At 49.6% G+C, this 14,189-nt stretch carries 12 protein-coding genes; 8 read left to right on the top strand and 4 right to left on the bottom strand.

The genetic code is table 11. The annotated features are described in order from the left end of the window. Window position 1: 1 nt before the first annotated feature. Window positions 2-562 carry an RNA polymerase sigma-70 factor gene (locus tag BUB18_RS09160; RefSeq protein WP_073080087.1) on the bottom strand — a complete coding sequence of 187 codons (561 nt, stop codon included), beginning with the start codon at window positions 560-562 and terminating at the stop codon, window positions 2-4. A gap of 189 nt (window positions 563-751) precedes the next feature. On the opposite strand from BUB18_RS09160, the gene BUB18_RS09155 reads away from it, so the two are divergent. The 8 genes from BUB18_RS09155 (at window position 752) to BUB18_RS09120 (ending at window position 12,734) form a co-directional block, all read left to right on the top strand. Continuing rightward, window positions 752-3,160: a glycoside hydrolase family 3 N-terminal domain-containing protein gene (locus BUB18_RS09155; protein ID WP_073080086.1), complete on the top strand. Its 2,409-nt coding sequence runs from the start codon at window positions 752-754 to the stop codon at window positions 3,158-3,160. 116 nt (window positions 3,161-3,276) lie between these two features. Beyond that, window positions 3,277-4,635 (top strand): acyl-CoA dehydrogenase family protein, encoded by a 1,359-nt coding sequence (locus BUB18_RS09150; RefSeq protein ID WP_073080085.1) that lies wholly within the window; start codon window positions 3,277-3,279, stop codon window positions 4,633-4,635. Between the two features lie 199 nt (window positions 4,636-4,834). After that, window positions 4,835-5,590, top strand: a complete 756-nt coding sequence (locus tag BUB18_RS09145) for an SGNH/GDSL hydrolase family protein (RefSeq protein WP_073080084.1) — start codon at window positions 4,835-4,837, stop codon at window positions 5,588-5,590. 8 nt (window positions 5,591-5,598) lie between these two features. After that, window positions 5,599-6,450: an alpha/beta hydrolase gene (locus BUB18_RS09140; RefSeq protein ID WP_218588014.1), complete on the top strand. Its 852-nt coding sequence runs from the start codon at window positions 5,599-5,601 to the stop codon at window positions 6,448-6,450. 92 nt (window positions 6,451-6,542) lie between these two features. Next, a complete protein-coding gene (locus tag BUB18_RS09135; RefSeq protein ID WP_073080082.1) occupies window positions 6,543-8,597 on the top strand; it encodes a copper-translocating P-type ATPase in 2,055 nt (684 codons plus the stop codon). A 76-nt stretch (window positions 8,598-8,673) separates the two neighbouring features. Beyond that, entirely contained in the window at window positions 8,674-9,813 is a 1,140-nt protein-coding gene (locus BUB18_RS09130; protein WP_073080081.1) for an SPFH domain-containing protein, read from the top strand. Between the two features lie 103 nt (window positions 9,814-9,916). Beyond that, entirely contained in the window at window positions 9,917-11,038 is a 1,122-nt protein-coding gene (locus tag BUB18_RS09125) for a TFIIB-type zinc ribbon-containing protein (protein WP_073080080.1), read from the top strand. A 1,132-nt stretch (window positions 11,039-12,170) separates the two neighbouring features. Further along, window positions 12,171-12,734 (top strand): DUF4142 domain-containing protein, encoded by a 564-nt coding sequence (locus tag BUB18_RS09120; protein WP_073080079.1) that lies wholly within the window; start codon window positions 12,171-12,173, stop codon window positions 12,732-12,734. 97 nt (window positions 12,735-12,831) lie between these two features. On the opposite strand, the gene BUB18_RS09115 is transcribed toward BUB18_RS09120, so the two are convergent. The 3 genes from BUB18_RS09115 to BUB18_RS09105 all read right to left on the bottom strand — a co-directional run bounded on the left by BUB18_RS09115 (window position 12,832) and on the right by BUB18_RS09105 (window position 14,189). Continuing rightward, on the bottom strand, window positions 12,832-13,242 hold the full coding sequence (locus BUB18_RS09115) for a DUF6691 family protein (protein ID WP_143159881.1): 411 nt from the start codon (window positions 13,240-13,242) through the stop codon (window positions 12,832-12,834). A gap of 3 nt (window positions 13,243-13,245) precedes the next feature. After that, on the bottom strand, window positions 13,246-13,824 hold the full coding sequence (locus BUB18_RS09110) for a YeeE/YedE family protein (RefSeq protein WP_073080078.1): 579 nt from the start codon (window positions 13,822-13,824) through the stop codon (window positions 13,246-13,248). 92 nt (window positions 13,825-13,916) lie between these two features. Further along, complete coding sequence (locus BUB18_RS09105) at window positions 13,917-14,189, bottom strand: GNAT family N-acetyltransferase (protein ID WP_073080077.1); 273 nt, start codon at window positions 14,187-14,189, stop codon at window positions 13,917-13,919.

Genomic DNA, 14,189 nt, shown 5'->3' with positions numbered 1-14,189 from the left:
ATTAATCAGTTAATAATTTAATCATCAGCAGGATGCCCGCCGGCAGGCCGTAATCGGCCAGATACTTGCGGAGTATCTTCAAAGCCCTGCCCATATAGTTTTCTACCGTTTTGGCGGAGAGGCCCAGGTCGGCCGCTGCCTGCTGATGCGTCATACCCTGGATACGGCAGCGGGTAAATACTTCCTTACACTGCGGCGGCAGGTTGGCAATGGCTTCATAGATGAGCTGGTCGAAGTAGGGCTTTGCTTCCGCTTTTTCCTGCTCCTCGGGCTCCTCGCTGAGGTCGGCCAGTTGACCATACCCCTTCTGGTTTGCCTGTTCTACCTGTTGTTTCCGGATTACCGATATCGAATTATTGCGTACCGCCCTGAACAGGTAAGGTTTGATGTTCGCCATCTGAATCAGGTCCGGGTGTTTCTGCCATAGCCTGATAAAAGTCTCCTGCACTACATCTTCCGCAGCGGCATCGTCGTTCAGAAAGCTGTACGCATAGTTACATAACTCGTTGTACAGCGTATGAAAAAGGTCCTTATATGCTTGATAAGAAGGCGATGTAATCATTTAACCTTCATGTAATTTTGATGATGAATGCCGCTAAAGTAGGGTTTTTACATCATATAAAAATATAGTGATGTGTGGTTGCTTACCGCACCTAATTTTTTCCCTTTGTCTTTCAGATTATAATTTTATCTTGAGCCGGCTTTGCAATCCATTGCAAAGCATTTAAACCGTTATAATTTTTATCAGCAAATGAAGCTCAGGATTACTGCAACGGGGCTGCTGACTGCGCTTACGGTACAATATGCCGCAGCGCAGAAGCAACAGCCCATCTACCGGAATGGCTGGATTGATTTCAACAAAAACGGCAAAAAGGACATCTTCGAGGATCCGACACAAACCGTGGACGACCGTGTAAAAGATCTGCTTTCGCAAATGACGCTGGACGAAAAGACCTGCCAGATGGCTACCCTGTATGGTTATGGTCGCGTGTTGAAAGATGAAATGCCCACACCGGAATGGAAAAACCAGGTGTGGAAAGATGGTATCGCCAACATCGATGAGGAACTGAACAGTGTGGCTAATAACCGTAAAGCACAAACGAAGTATTCTTTCCCTTACAGCACACATGCTGCGGCTATCAATACCGTACAGAAATGGTTTATTGAGCAGACCCGCCTGGGCATACCGGTGGATTTCACCAATGAAGGAATCCATGGTCTGAACCATGATCGTGCTACGCCACTGCCGGCGCCCATCGGCATTGGCAGCACCTGGAATCGTACGCTGGTGCGCAGAGCAGGGGAAATCGGGGGCCGCGAGGCTAAACTGCTCGGCTATACGAACGTATATGCACCCATCCTGGATCCGGCACGCGATCCACGCTGGGGACGTGTGGTTGAATGCTATGGGGAAGATCCGTTTCTCATCGCTGAAATGGGTAAACAAATGGTGCTGGGTATTCAGTCGCAGGGCGTCGCCTCCACACTGAAACACTTTGCGGTATACAGCATTCCTAAAGGTGGCCGCGATGGCGACGCCCGTACGGACCCGCATGTGGCGCCGCGCGAAATGCATCAGATCTACCTGTATCCATTCCGCCGCGTAATCCAGGAAGCAAAGCCAATGGGCGTAATGAGCAGTTATAACGACTGGGATGGGGAACCTGTTACCGGCAGCTATTACTTCCTGACGCAGTTGCTCCGCCAGCAGTTTGGGTTCGACGGTTACGTGGTATCCGACTCGGAAGCAGTGGAATATCTCTTCAGCAAACACCATGTGGCAGCTGATTATAAAGAAGCAGTACGCCAAACTGTAGAAGCAGGATTAAACGTACGCACCAACTTCACCCCGCCGGAAAACTTTATCACCCCGCTCCGCGAGCTGGTGAAAGAAGGCAAGGTGAATATGAAAACGATTGATAGTCGCGTAGGAGATGTACTGCGTGTGAAGTTCCGTTTAGGCCTGTTCGATCATCCGTATGTAGATGAGAAGCTGGCAGATAAAGGTGTGCACACCGCTGCAGACGATTCCTTTGCATTACAGCTGAACCGTGAGTCGCTGGTACTGCTGAAAAATGAAAAGAATACCCTGCCGCTCAATCGTAACGCGATTAAAAATGTGCTGGTAACAGGCCCGATGGCGAAAGCCGTTAGTCACGCCAACAGTCGCTACGGTCCTTCCAATAACCCGGTGATTTCAGTGCTGGAAGGTATTGAGAAACTGGCGGGCAAAGGCATCACGGTCAATTACACCCAAGGCTGTGATATCGTGAATCCGGGCTGGCCCGGCACCGAGATTGTGCCAACGCCGCTGAGTGCGGAAGAGCAGGCTGGTATAGCCGAAGCCGTTAGTAAGGCAAAAGAAGCGGATGTTATTATAGCAGTAGTAGGGGAAGATGATAAACGTGTTGGGGAGAGCCTTTCCCGTACCAGCCTGGATTTGCCCGGCCGTCAACTGCAGTTGTTACAGGCATTGCACGCCACCGGCAAACCAGTGGTAGCAGTGCTGATCAACGGTCAGCCACTCACGATCAACTGGGAAAATCAGAACCTGCCAGCCATCCTGGAAGCCTGGTTCCCTGGTCCTAACGGCGGTATCGCCGTAGCAGAAGCGCTGTTCGGTGATTACAACCCGGGCGGCAAACTGACGGTTACCTTCCCTAAATCACTGGGGCAGCTGGAACTAAACTTTCCATTCAAGCCCGGCTCACATGCCGGTCAGCCTTCCAGCGGTAATAACGGTTTCGGACGTACGAGTGTAAACGGTGCGCTGTATCCATTCGGTTATGGCCTCAGTTACACCACATTTGAATACAGCAACCTGGTGGTTACACCTGAGCAACAACGCCAGCAGGGCGACATCCAGGTAAGTGTGGATGTGACCAACACCGGCAGCAAAACCGGTGATGAAGTAGCACAGCTCTATATGCATGATAAAGTAAGCAGTGTAACTACCTACGTATGGCAGCTGCGCGGCTTCGAGCGGGTAACCCTCAAACCGGGTGAAAAGAAAACCCTGCACTTTACCCTGCATCCGGATCACCTGGCGCTGTTAGACAAGGATATGAACTGGACAGTAGAACCGGGAGAGTTTGAAATTGCAGTTGGAACCAACTCTGAAGACCTCCAGCTCAAAAAAACAATTACTATCATCCGATAGGCATAGTTTGATTTTTTAGGTCGGCCCCGGAATCAGCTTCCGGGGCTTTTTTATGCATTGAAGCCAGCATCCTTAATCTCCCCAAAAATCCGTAAATTCATTGAAAACCATGTTATATGTCAGGAACTTTCTCAAAGCTCAGGAATGCGTATCAGCTCTTTAAAAGTATAGACTTTAAGCAATTGGCCAAACTATCCGAGAAGGTAGACTTACCGAAGGTAATGCAGTCGGTAGCCCAGATGGACGAAAATCAGCTCAACGGCCTGATGAAAATGTTGGGCAGCAGGGGAAGTAAAAAGAAGGAGCCACCCATTGATGGGGATTTCTATAATATCAGTGAACGGTTGTCGCCCGAGGACAGGGCTTTGCAATTAAAAGTAAGGGAGTTTATGGAGAAGGAAATCCAGCCACTGGTAAACGAGTACTGGCTGAAGGCGGAGTTCCCTTTTGAAATAATCGAAAAATTCAGAGCCCTCAATATATGCGGTGTGACCTATGACGGTTACGGCTGTCCGAATCGCTCCTACCTGATGGAAGGCATTATTGCCATGGAAATGGCGAGAGTGGATGCCAGCATCGCAACCTTCTTCGGCGTGCAGAGTGGCCTGGCCATGGGTTCCATTTATATGCTCGGTTCAGAAGCCCAGAAGGCAGAGTGGCTGCCTAAAATGCAGCAGCTCCATTGTATTGGTGCATTTGGGCTCACCGAACCGGAAGTAGGTTCGGGTACCGCAGGTGGACTCACGACCACGGCTAAACGGGAAGGGGATACCTGGATACTCAATGGCCAGAAGAAATGGATCGGTAACGCCACCTTTGCGGATGTTATCGTTATCTGGGCCAGGGATTTGGGAGATAATCAAGTCAAAGGATTCCTCGTGCGAAAGGAAAACCCCGGCTTCGCGGTGGAAAAAATGCACGATAAGATGGCGCTCCGCATTGTACAGAACGGCCTCATTACGCTTACGGACTGCCGGGTGGAAGAAGCCGATCGTTTGCAACACGCCAATAACTTTAAAGATACTTCCCGCGTACTTCGCATGACACGCGCCAGCGTGGCCTGGGAAGCCGTAGGCTGCGCCCGCGGCGCCTATGAAAATGCGCTGGCGTATACCCGTAAACGTAAGCAGTTTGGTAAACCTATCGCTTCGTTTCAGCTTATACAGGGCCACCTGGTAGAAATGCTGTCCAACCTCACTGCCATGCAAACCATGGTGTTCCGCCTGTCTGAAATGCAGGACCAGGGCGCACTCAAAGATGAGCATGCCTCCCTTGCAAAAGTTTTCTGTACACTGCGTACGCGCGATATCGTGGGCAGGGCCAGAGAAGTAATGGGCGGCAATGGCATTTTGCTGGAATACAATGTGGCGCGCTTTGTGGCAGACGCAGAAGCGATTTATTCCTATGAAGGCACCAAGGAGATCAACTCCCTGATTGTTGGAAGAGCTATTACCGGTTCGAGCGCGTTTGTGTAGTATATTATTAGTCCCGTCGAAAGCAAGGGCTTTGCCCTATGCTAACTTCATGTGTGTGCTACGCCAACGGTGCAGCACACACACAAGACCGGATGCCGAAGGCATCCGGTCTTGTGTGTCCCAAATTTTTTAAAATAAAAAACAATCTATTTTCTATTTTTATCCGTTAGCTGATAAAACAGAAAATAAACCACTCGTTATGAATACATCCGACCGTCGCAGTTTCCTCCGCAATGTATCGCTGGGAAGCCTTGCCGCTATTAGTTTGCCAAACATCGTGTCTGCCGCTACTGCAGGTGCAAAGCCAGCTAAAATACAGCTGAAAAAAGATTATACCATTCTCTTCCAGGGCGACTCCATCACCGACGTAGGTCGCAAAAGAGACGCCGATGCGGCTAACAACGGCGCCGCACTGGGCGGTGGCTACGCATTTTTAGCCGCTTCAGAGCTGCTCTGGCAGCATCCTGATAAAAATCTTTCAATCTACAACAGGGGCATCAGCGGAAACAAAGTCTACCAGCTGGCCGAAAGATGGGATGCCGATTGCATCAACCTGAAACCGAATGTACTCAGTATCCTGATTGGGGTAAATGACTACTGGCACAAACACAATGGTAAATATGACGGTAGCTCCAAAGTATACCGGGACGATTATGATAAACTGCTGGACCGCACCAAGCAAAAGTTTCCTGATCTGCAACTGATCATCGGGGAGCCTTTCGCCGTGAAAGGAGTGAAAGCAGTAGATGATACCTGGTACCCAGAATTCAATGAGTACCGCGCTGCCGCTAAAGAAATCGCAGATAAATATAAAGCCTCCTTCATTCCTTACCAGGCTATCTTTGATAAGGCCGTACAATCGGCCCCGGCCAGCTACTGGACAGGTGACGGCGTACACCCTTCCCTGGCAGGTGCCCGACTGATGGCGCAGGCATGGCTGGATTGTGTTAAATAATACGGCCCATGAAAAAAGTATTTCTTCTTTGTATAATGATGAGTGCAGGTGTAACTATGATGGCGCAACAGGTGAAAAATATTCCGCTATGGCCAGGCAATGTTCCGGGTGAAACGGTGAAGTCGCCCATGAAAACCTCCGCCGACAACAGCGGAAATGTGATCCGCATTTCCGAAGTCACTGATCCATTCATTTCCGTGTTTCCCGCGCCGGCAGGCAGCAACAAGGATGCCGCGGTGATCGTTTGTCCGGGTGGTGGGTACAGTATCCTGGCGCTGGACCTGGAAGGCACCGAGATTGCGAAATGGCTTAACTCCCTCGGCTATACGGCTTTTGTGCTCCATTATCGCGTGCCGCAGAAACAGCTGGGCGCCTTGCAGGATGTACAACGTGCCATCCGCATCGTGCGCTCCAAAGCGGCCGACTATCATATCAACCCGGAAAAGATCGGTGTGCTGGGCTTTTCAGCAGGGGGAAGCCTGAGCGCCAGAGCCAGCACCTTGTATGATGTACAGCAGTACACGCCCGTGGATGCTGCCGATCAGCTGAGTGCAAAGCCTTCTTTTGCCCTGCTCATTTATCCGGCTTACCTGGATAAGGGAGCAGACCGGAAGCTGACACCAGAGCTGCATGTAAATGCCGCCACGCCGCCTACGTTCCTGTTTGCCACGGCGGACGATACCTACGGCAACAGCGCGCTGGTAATGGCGGGCGCGATGCGTGATGCAAAAGCCCCGGTAGAGCTGCATTTCTATAACAAGGGCGGACATGGGTACGGATTGCGGCCCGGGAACCCCGCCGCTGAGGCCTGGCCCGGGTTGGCACAAGCCTGGCTGAAACAGTTTGATAAGAAAGATTAACATCTCCCGATAAAAAGAACCGCACCCGCGGTTCTTTTTTTTATATAACAATTCCCTGTCCCGGTTGTATAATAAAGAAAAGCATTGTAGCAATGGACCCACACCACGATCATGCCCATCACCAGATGAATGGCCAACAGGAAGCCGGACACGAACATATGCATATGGATCACAGCAAGCAGCATGGCGGCCACGATATGGCCAGCATGCATGCCGGCCACGATCATGGCAGTATGATCAACGATTTTAAAAAACGATTTTATGTAGTGCTGGTGCTCACCGTACCGGTGATGCTGTTGTCGAAAATGATCCAGCACTGGCTGGGACTGACGTTCAGCTTCCCCGGCGATCAGTACGTGCTGCTCGGGCTCAGCACCATCATCTATTTCTACGGCGGCTGGCCTTTTCTGACCGGTGCCAGGGACGAACTGAAAGCCGGCAATCCCGGCATGATGACGCTGGTAGGTTTTGCCATCACCGTTGCATATGTGTATAGTGTAGCCGTGCTATTGGGCCTCAAAGGCATGGACTTTTTCTGGGAACTGGCCACGCTGATACTGATCATGCTGCTGGGGCACTGGATAGAAATGAGTGCGGTAGCCGGCGCCGGCAGGGAGCTGGAACTGCTCGTAAAACTGATGCCTGCGGAGGCTCATTTAATTAAGGGAGATGTAGTGCAGGAGGTGGCTACGGACAGCTTGCAGCCCGGAGATATCATCCTGATAAAGCCCGGAGAAAAAATTGCCGCCGATGGCGTTGTGTCGGACGGTACCAGTTACGTCAATGAATCCATGCTTACCGGGGAATCCAGGCCAGTGCAGAAATCGGCAGGCGATAAAGTGATTGCGGGAGCTATTAACGGCCATAGCGCTTTTCAGGTAAAGGTGACGCATAACAGCGCGGAATCTTATCTCTCCCAGGTAATAAAACTGGTAAACGATGCGCAGCAGGCAAAGTCAGGCACGCAGCTACTGGCCGACAAAGCTGCCAGATGGCTGACCATTATCGCCATTGCAGCAGGTATCATCACCTTCCTGGTATGGTGGCTTACCGGCAGCTCTCTCGCTTTTGCCATGGAACGGATGGTAACGGTCATTGTTATTTGTTGCCCGCATGCACTAGGCCTCGCCGTACCACTGGTTGTAGCACGTTCCACCACCATTGCCGCGCAGCATGGGCTGCTGATTAAAGATCGCACTGCATTTGAAAATTCCCGAAAAATAGACACACTGGTATTTGATAAAACAGGTACGCTTACCGTTGGTAAATTTGAAGTGACTGCCATGGAATCCTTTGACAGCACCTATTCCAAAGAGCAACTGCTTGCACTGGCAGCCGCCGCTGAGCAACAATCAGAGCATCCTATTGCAACCGGCATTCTTGCAAAAGCAAAGGAATTACAATTACAGGTTTCCACTGCAGGTGATGTGCAAGCCCTTGCGGGTAAAGGCATACAGGCGAAAGTAGGGAATGATACCGTGCTGGTGGCATCGCCGGTGTATGCACAGGAACATTTTCATGCACCCGCAGTGAATACCGATGGCACGGGTACTTTGTCGTATGTAATCATTAATGATAAACCGGCAGGTTACCTGTTACTCTCCGATGAACTCAGGCCTGAATCAGCCGGCGCTGTGCAGCAACTGCGGCAGGATGGCATTACCACCGTGCTCCTGACGGGCGACAATAAAAAAGTAGCCGGTGCCGTAGGGCAAAAATTGCAACTTGATAAGGTGATCGCAGAAGTTTTGCCACATGAGAAGCTCGAACAAATAAAGGCACTGCAACAGGAGGGGAGGTATGTAGCCATGACCGGCGACGGCATTAATGACGCACCGGCACTGGCACAAGCCAACATTGGGATTGCCGTTGGTTCTGGCTCCGATATAGCCGCTGAAACGGCAGGTATTGTGCTGGTAAACAGCAACCCCGCTGATATTGTGAGTCTTATAAAATTCGGAAAAGCCACATACCGGAAAATGATTCAAAATCTGGCCTGGGCCACGGGGTATAACCTCATCGCTATGCCGTTGGCAGCAGGTGTTTTGGCACCCTGGGGAGTGATACTTAGTCCTGCCGTTGGTGCGGTGCTGATGACAGTGAGCACCGTGGTAGTTGCCATTAACGCGAAATTGCTGAAATTATAACAATTCATTATGTCTAAATGAACTAAATAATTCAATAAATTTGGCAGACATTTAACTCTGTATTAAAAACCTGATCATGGGATTATTTGATAAACTGCGGAATGAATTTATTGACATTATTGAATGGACAGACACCTCGTCTGATACCATTGTTTGGAAGTTTCCCCGTTACCAGAATGAGATTAAGCAAAATGCAAAACTAACGGTACGTGAATCACAGGTAGCTGTATTCATGAACGAGGGTAAAATTGCAGATGTGTTTACCGCTGGTATGCATACCCTGAATACACAAAACCTGCCTATCCTCGCTACTTTGCAGGGATGGAAATATGGATTTAACAGTCCGTATAAAGCAGATATATTCTTTGTTAGTCTGCGCCAGTTCACCAACCAGAAATGGGGTACCAGGAACCCGGTGATGCTGCGTGATGCAGAATTTGGTCCGCTTCGTGTACGCGCTTTCGGTAGTTACGCTTTTAAAGTAAAAGATGCTGCCGAATTCATTAAAGACATTGCGGCTACCAACCCGGAATTTACGGTAGACGGTATTAATGAGCAACTGCGTAACCTGGCCGTGTCACGCGGTATGGATGCGATTGCGGAAGCGAAGATTCCTGTGCTGGATCTCGCGGCTAACTACGATGAAGTTTCTACGATTATTACTGATAAAATCCGTCCCGAGTTCAATGAGCTGGGATTGGAGCTGACTAAATTCCTGATTGAAAACATCTCCCTGCCTCCTGAAGTGGAAGCGGCACTGGACAAAAGAAGCAGCATGGGTATCGTGGGCAACCTGGGTGCATATGCGCAATTCCAGGCGGCAAACGCCATGGAGAAATCAGCTGAGAATCCGGGCAGCGGCGGCCTTGCAGGCGCTGGTCTGGGCCTTGGCATGGGCGCAGCTATGATGGGGCAGATGGGTAATGTATTCCAGCAGACCCAGTTTAACCCGATATCAGGACAAAGCGGAACCGGTGCTGCTCCTGCGGCGGGTGCTGTACCTCCGCCACTGCCATCGGCGGTTTCTTTCTTTGTGGCCGTGAATGGTCAGCAGGCAGGCCCTTTTGATCAGGCGCAACTGCAGCAGCTGGCAGCTTCCGGTCAGTTTAACGGTAACTCCCTTGTATGGAAAGCCGGCATGGCCGCATGGGCTGCTGCTTCCTCCGTACCTGAGCTGGCACCAATTCTGGCTACCGTACCACCGCCATTACCATAAGCTTTTAGTTACACCTGCGTTCCGCAGGTTTGCGGAACGCAGGAAACAGACTTGTCCGGTGGGCAGGTCTGTTTCCGACTTTTTATAAACAGCATATTTCCCTATGTCATTTGAGGAAAAAACAAGTGAAACGGTACAATCACTGAAGTGCCAGAACTGTGGCGCCGTGCTGCATTACGCTCCCGGCACCAACAGCCTGAAATGTGAGTACTGCGGTACCGTTAACGAAATTGAACATGAGGCGGACCTGGCCATCAGGGCCATCGATTATAAGGAATTCATTGCCGCCCAGGAGGCACATACTTCTGCCACCCAGGAAGCACAGATCGTAAAATGTACTAACTGTGGCGCCTCTACGACGTTGCTGCCTAATATTACGGCCGACTCCTGCGCGTTCTGCGCCTCACCGCTGGTGATAGACCATGTACAAACCACTACCATGCTGGAGCCGCATTATGTATTACCCTTTGTGGTAAAGGATAATGAGGCCCTTCAGTATTTCAGAAACTGGATGAGTAAACTCTGGTTTGCCCCTTCTGATCTGGTGAAAAAGGTAAAAGATGGTTCTTCCCAGCAGTTGAAAGGCGTGTATATTCCACACTGGAGTTACGATGCAGATACTGATACTTCGTATAGTGGTCAGCGTGGCGAGTACTATTACACAACAGAAACCTATACGGAAACGGTGAATGGCCGCGAGGAAACCCGTACCCGACAGGTGCGCCACACCGCCTGGTATCCCGCTTCCGGTAGGGTGAATAATGAATTCCGGGATGTACTGGTGTCTGCCAGTCCATCACTGCCACAAAAAATGGCGATTATCCTGGAGCCCTGGAAGCTGGAAGAGTTGAAGAAATACGATGGCCGCTACCTGAGTGGCTTCCGCGCAGAAATCTATCAGACAAATGCAGAGCAGGGTTTGGTGCAGGCGCAGCGGCGCATGGACCCGATCATTCGCGATGAAATTTGTGCAGATATCGGTGGAGATGAACAGGTGATTGATGATTATGACATCACTTACGATACGCTCGCATTAAAATACCTCTTACTCCCGGTATGGATCAGCGCTTACAAGTACAACGACAAAGTGTATCACTTTGTCGTAAACGCCTGCACCGGTGAGGTAACGGGCGACAGACCATACAGCTGGGTAAAAATTGCGGGGCTGGTTATATCTATTATCCTGGCAATTATTATTATCTGGCAACTGGCATCTCAACAATAAAAAACAGCCTATTTAAGGTAACACAGAAGGTCAGGGCAAGCAGCCCTGACCTTCTGTGTTAATAAGGATTCCAACATCATTTCTGCCAGCAATTATATCAAATGAGAAAGGCCAGGGCGAAGCGCGCTGATCTTTATGTTGTCAGCAACTTATTCCAACAGAATCCCTGACGGATGACGTATTCAAACGGGAGGGGCCAGGGCGAAGCGCGCTGATGTTTATATTGTCAGCAACTTATTTCAACAAAATCCCTGACTGATGACGTATTCAAACAGGAGGGGCCAGGGCGAAGCGCGCAGATCTTTATGTTGTCAGCAACTTATTTCAACAGAATCCCTGACGGATGACCTATTCAAACGGGACGGGCCAGGGCGAAGCGTGCTGATGTTTATATTGTCAGCAACCTATTTCAACAGAATCAGTGACAGATGACGTATTCAAACGGAATGGGCCAGGGCGAAGCGCGCTGATCTTTATATTGACAGCAACTCATTTCAACAGAATCAGTGACAGATGACGTATTCAAACGGGAGGGGCCAGGGCGAAGTGCGCTGATCTTTTATATTGTCAGCAACTTATTTCAACAGAATCAGTGACAGATGACGTATTCAAATGGGAGGGGCCAGGGCGAAGCGCACTGATCTTTTATATTGTCAGCAACTTATTTCAACAGAATCAGTGACAGATGACGTATTCAAACGGGAGGGGCCAGGACGAAGTGCGCTGATCTTTATATTGTCAGCAACTTATTTCAACAGAATCAGTGACAGATGACGTATTCAAACGGGAGGGGCCAGGGCGAAGTGCGCTGATCTTTTATATTGTCAGCAACTTATTTCAACAGAATCAGTGACAGATGACGTATGGGAGGGGCCAGGGCGTCCAGCCCTGCCCCTCCCGTATCAGCGTCTGCCGAAGGCAGACGCTGATACGGGAACCTACGTGCGGACATCGAACCGGGGAGTAAAATCTACAAATCCAGCCTTTATATCTTCCTGAAAATATATTGCATTCTTTGCTGAAACGCAATGTGGTAAAGGAATTTAAAGGATGAGCGAAAAATTACGGTATCGTTTTTGAAAAAAAGAAGCTGAACCTATTAATTCACTTTATAAACACAAAACAATCGGCTATGAAAAAGACCATATTTTTAGCGACCGCTTGCCTGGCTGTAGGCCTGATCCAATCCTGTGGCAACAATGCCAGTAACAAGGAAGCGCAAACAGACAGTGCGCAGGAAATTAATGAGGCGGTAAAACCTGTAGATGATAAGTCTTCTGAATTTGCCGTAGAAGCAGCAAATGGCGGCCTGCTGGAAGTGGCCATGGGTAAGCTGGCACAGGAAAAAGCCACCAATCCGCGTGTAAAGGAATTTGGTAACATGATGGTCAACGACCACAGCAAGGCAAACGATGAGCTTAAAAATCTTGCTACCAGCAAAAACATTACACTGCCTGCCTCACTGAACCCGGAAGATCAGAAGCACATTGACGAGCTGGCGAAAAAATCAGGAAAAGATTTTGACAAGGATTACATGAAAATGATGGTAGACGACCATGATAAAGATGTGAAAAAATTCGAAGACGCGTCAAACGACCTGGCAGATGCAGACCTGAAAGCTTTTGCAGCTAACACCCTGCCTACTTTAAAAGCACACCAGGATTCTGCAAAAGCAATCAAAGATGCTTTGAAATAGTTTAGTTCAAGATCAATTATAGGTGCTGTTTGATTGGAACTGCAAAACCTCAAATGGCTTGTCCCTGGTACCAGTACAGTACCAGGGATTTTTTATGCTAATGCGGCAGTTTCTTCTCCAGTAATCCATACACCCATGTGCCAGCGATAGCGCTGATAAGCGTTACAGCAACTACGGTGAAGCCAAGTCCGATCTGCGCAAACAATGGCCCCGGGCAGGCACCTGTAATGGCCCAGCCTATCCCGAAAATCAACCCGCCATAGATCTGACCTTTATCAAATTTTTTGGAAGGAATAGCTATTGGCTGACCGTCAAACGTTTTGATACCAAAGCGTTTTATCACCTGTACGGAAAAAATGCCTACTACCACACCTGTACCAATCACGCCATACATATGGAAAGAAGTCAGCTGAAACATTTCCTGGATGCGAAACCAGCTGATCACCTGCGCCTTTACCAGCACAATTCCAAAGAGAATACCGGCCAGTAAGTATTTCATATTTTTCATGGCTTAGGCGTTTAGGAGTTTAAAAATCCACGGAACAATTACATTGGCGCTAAAGAATCCACCTGCCATAAAACAAATGGTTGCCACCAGCGAAGGCCATTGCAGGTTGGATAATCCCATAATGGAGTGCCCGGAGGTACAGCCGCCGGCATAGCGGGTACCGAAGCCTACAAGGAAACCGCCGATCACAAAAAATATCAGACCTTTCATCGTAAAGAGGTTGTTCCAGTTAAAAATTTCAATGGGTAATAGTTGGGAGAAGTCGGTGATGTGGTACACCTGTAACCGCTGCTGCGTAGCCGCGGCCACTTCAACAGGGGCATTGCCCTCGAGGAAGCAGCCTGCAAGTATACCGCCGATCAGGATGCCACCCACAAAAAACAGGTTCCAGGCCTGCGCTTTCCAGTCGTACTTAAAAAAGGAAATATCCGCAGGAAAGCAGGCGGCACATATTTGTCGGAGGGTGGAAGAGATGCCAAGCGTTTTGTTGCCCAATAGGAGCAGGAGGGGGACGGTGAGCCCGATGAAAACGCCGCCTACGGCCCAATGCCATGGCTGCTGTATGAATTGGATGATGCTCATAGGTAGTGTTTTATACTTTTATTTAGTGGCGTGCGTGCCGCTGGCACGCACGCCACTACATCACCCGCGCCGAAGGCGCGGGTGATGTAGTACTAAAGTAAGTCATTATACTCCGGATGCCTTTTCATATAGGCGAACACGTAAGGGCACAGCGGTTTCACCTTAAGGCTATTGGTCCTGGCATATTCCAGTACATATTTAGCCAGTGCGGCAGCCACTCCTTTACCTTCCAGCTCAGGTGGTACTTCGGTATGCACATAAGCAATGCCGCCGGGAAAATTCTGGTAAATAATAAATCCCGTGTGTCCGTCAACGGTAGTTTCGAAACGGTGTTTCTCTTTATTCTGAATGATGTCGTATTCCAT

The sequence above is a fragment of the Chitinophaga jiangningensis genome, assembly GCF_900142605.1.
Classification (GTDB): domain Bacteria; phylum Bacteroidota; class Bacteroidia; order Chitinophagales; family Chitinophagaceae; genus Chitinophaga; species Chitinophaga jiangningensis.
The sequence above is the reverse complement of the archived record's forward strand: the minus strand, read 5'-3'. Positions and strand labels throughout refer to the sequence as shown.

Excerpts from the sequence above, each read along its gene's own strand:
- BUB18_RS09105 (WP_073080077.1), bottom strand. The coding sequence starts at position 14,189 with ATGGAATACGACATCATTCAGAATAAAGAGAAACACCGTTTCGAAACT.
- BUB18_RS09135 (WP_073080082.1), top strand. The coding sequence starts at position 6,543 with ATGGACCCACACCACGATCATGCCCATCACCAGATGAATGGCCAACAG.
- BUB18_RS09140 (WP_218588014.1), top strand. The coding sequence starts at position 5,599 with ATGAAAAAAGTATTTCTTCTTTGTATAATGATGAGTGCAGGTGTAACT.
- BUB18_RS09115 (WP_143159881.1), bottom strand. The coding sequence starts at position 13,242 with ATGAAAAATATGAAATACTTACTGGCCGGTATTCTCTTTGGAATTGTG.
- BUB18_RS09110 (WP_073080078.1), bottom strand. The coding sequence starts at position 13,824 with ATGAGCATCATCCAATTCATACAGCAGCCATGGCATTGGGCCGTAGGC.
- BUB18_RS09130 (WP_073080081.1), top strand. The coding sequence starts at position 8,674 with ATGGGATTATTTGATAAACTGCGGAATGAATTTATTGACATTATTGAA.
- BUB18_RS09120 (WP_073080079.1), top strand. The coding sequence starts at position 12,171 with ATGAAAAAGACCATATTTTTAGCGACCGCTTGCCTGGCTGTAGGCCTG.
- BUB18_RS09145 (WP_073080084.1), top strand. The coding sequence starts at position 4,835 with ATGAATACATCCGACCGTCGCAGTTTCCTCCGCAATGTATCGCTGGGA.
- BUB18_RS09150 (WP_073080085.1), top strand. The coding sequence starts at position 3,277 with ATGTCAGGAACTTTCTCAAAGCTCAGGAATGCGTATCAGCTCTTTAAA.
- BUB18_RS09125 (WP_073080080.1), top strand. The coding sequence starts at position 9,917 with ATGTCATTTGAGGAAAAAACAAGTGAAACGGTACAATCACTGAAGTGC.
- BUB18_RS09160 (WP_073080087.1), bottom strand. The coding sequence starts at position 562 with ATGATTACATCGCCTTCTTATCAAGCATATAAGGACCTTTTTCATACG.
- BUB18_RS09155 (WP_073080086.1), top strand. The coding sequence starts at position 752 with ATGAAGCTCAGGATTACTGCAACGGGGCTGCTGACTGCGCTTACGGTA.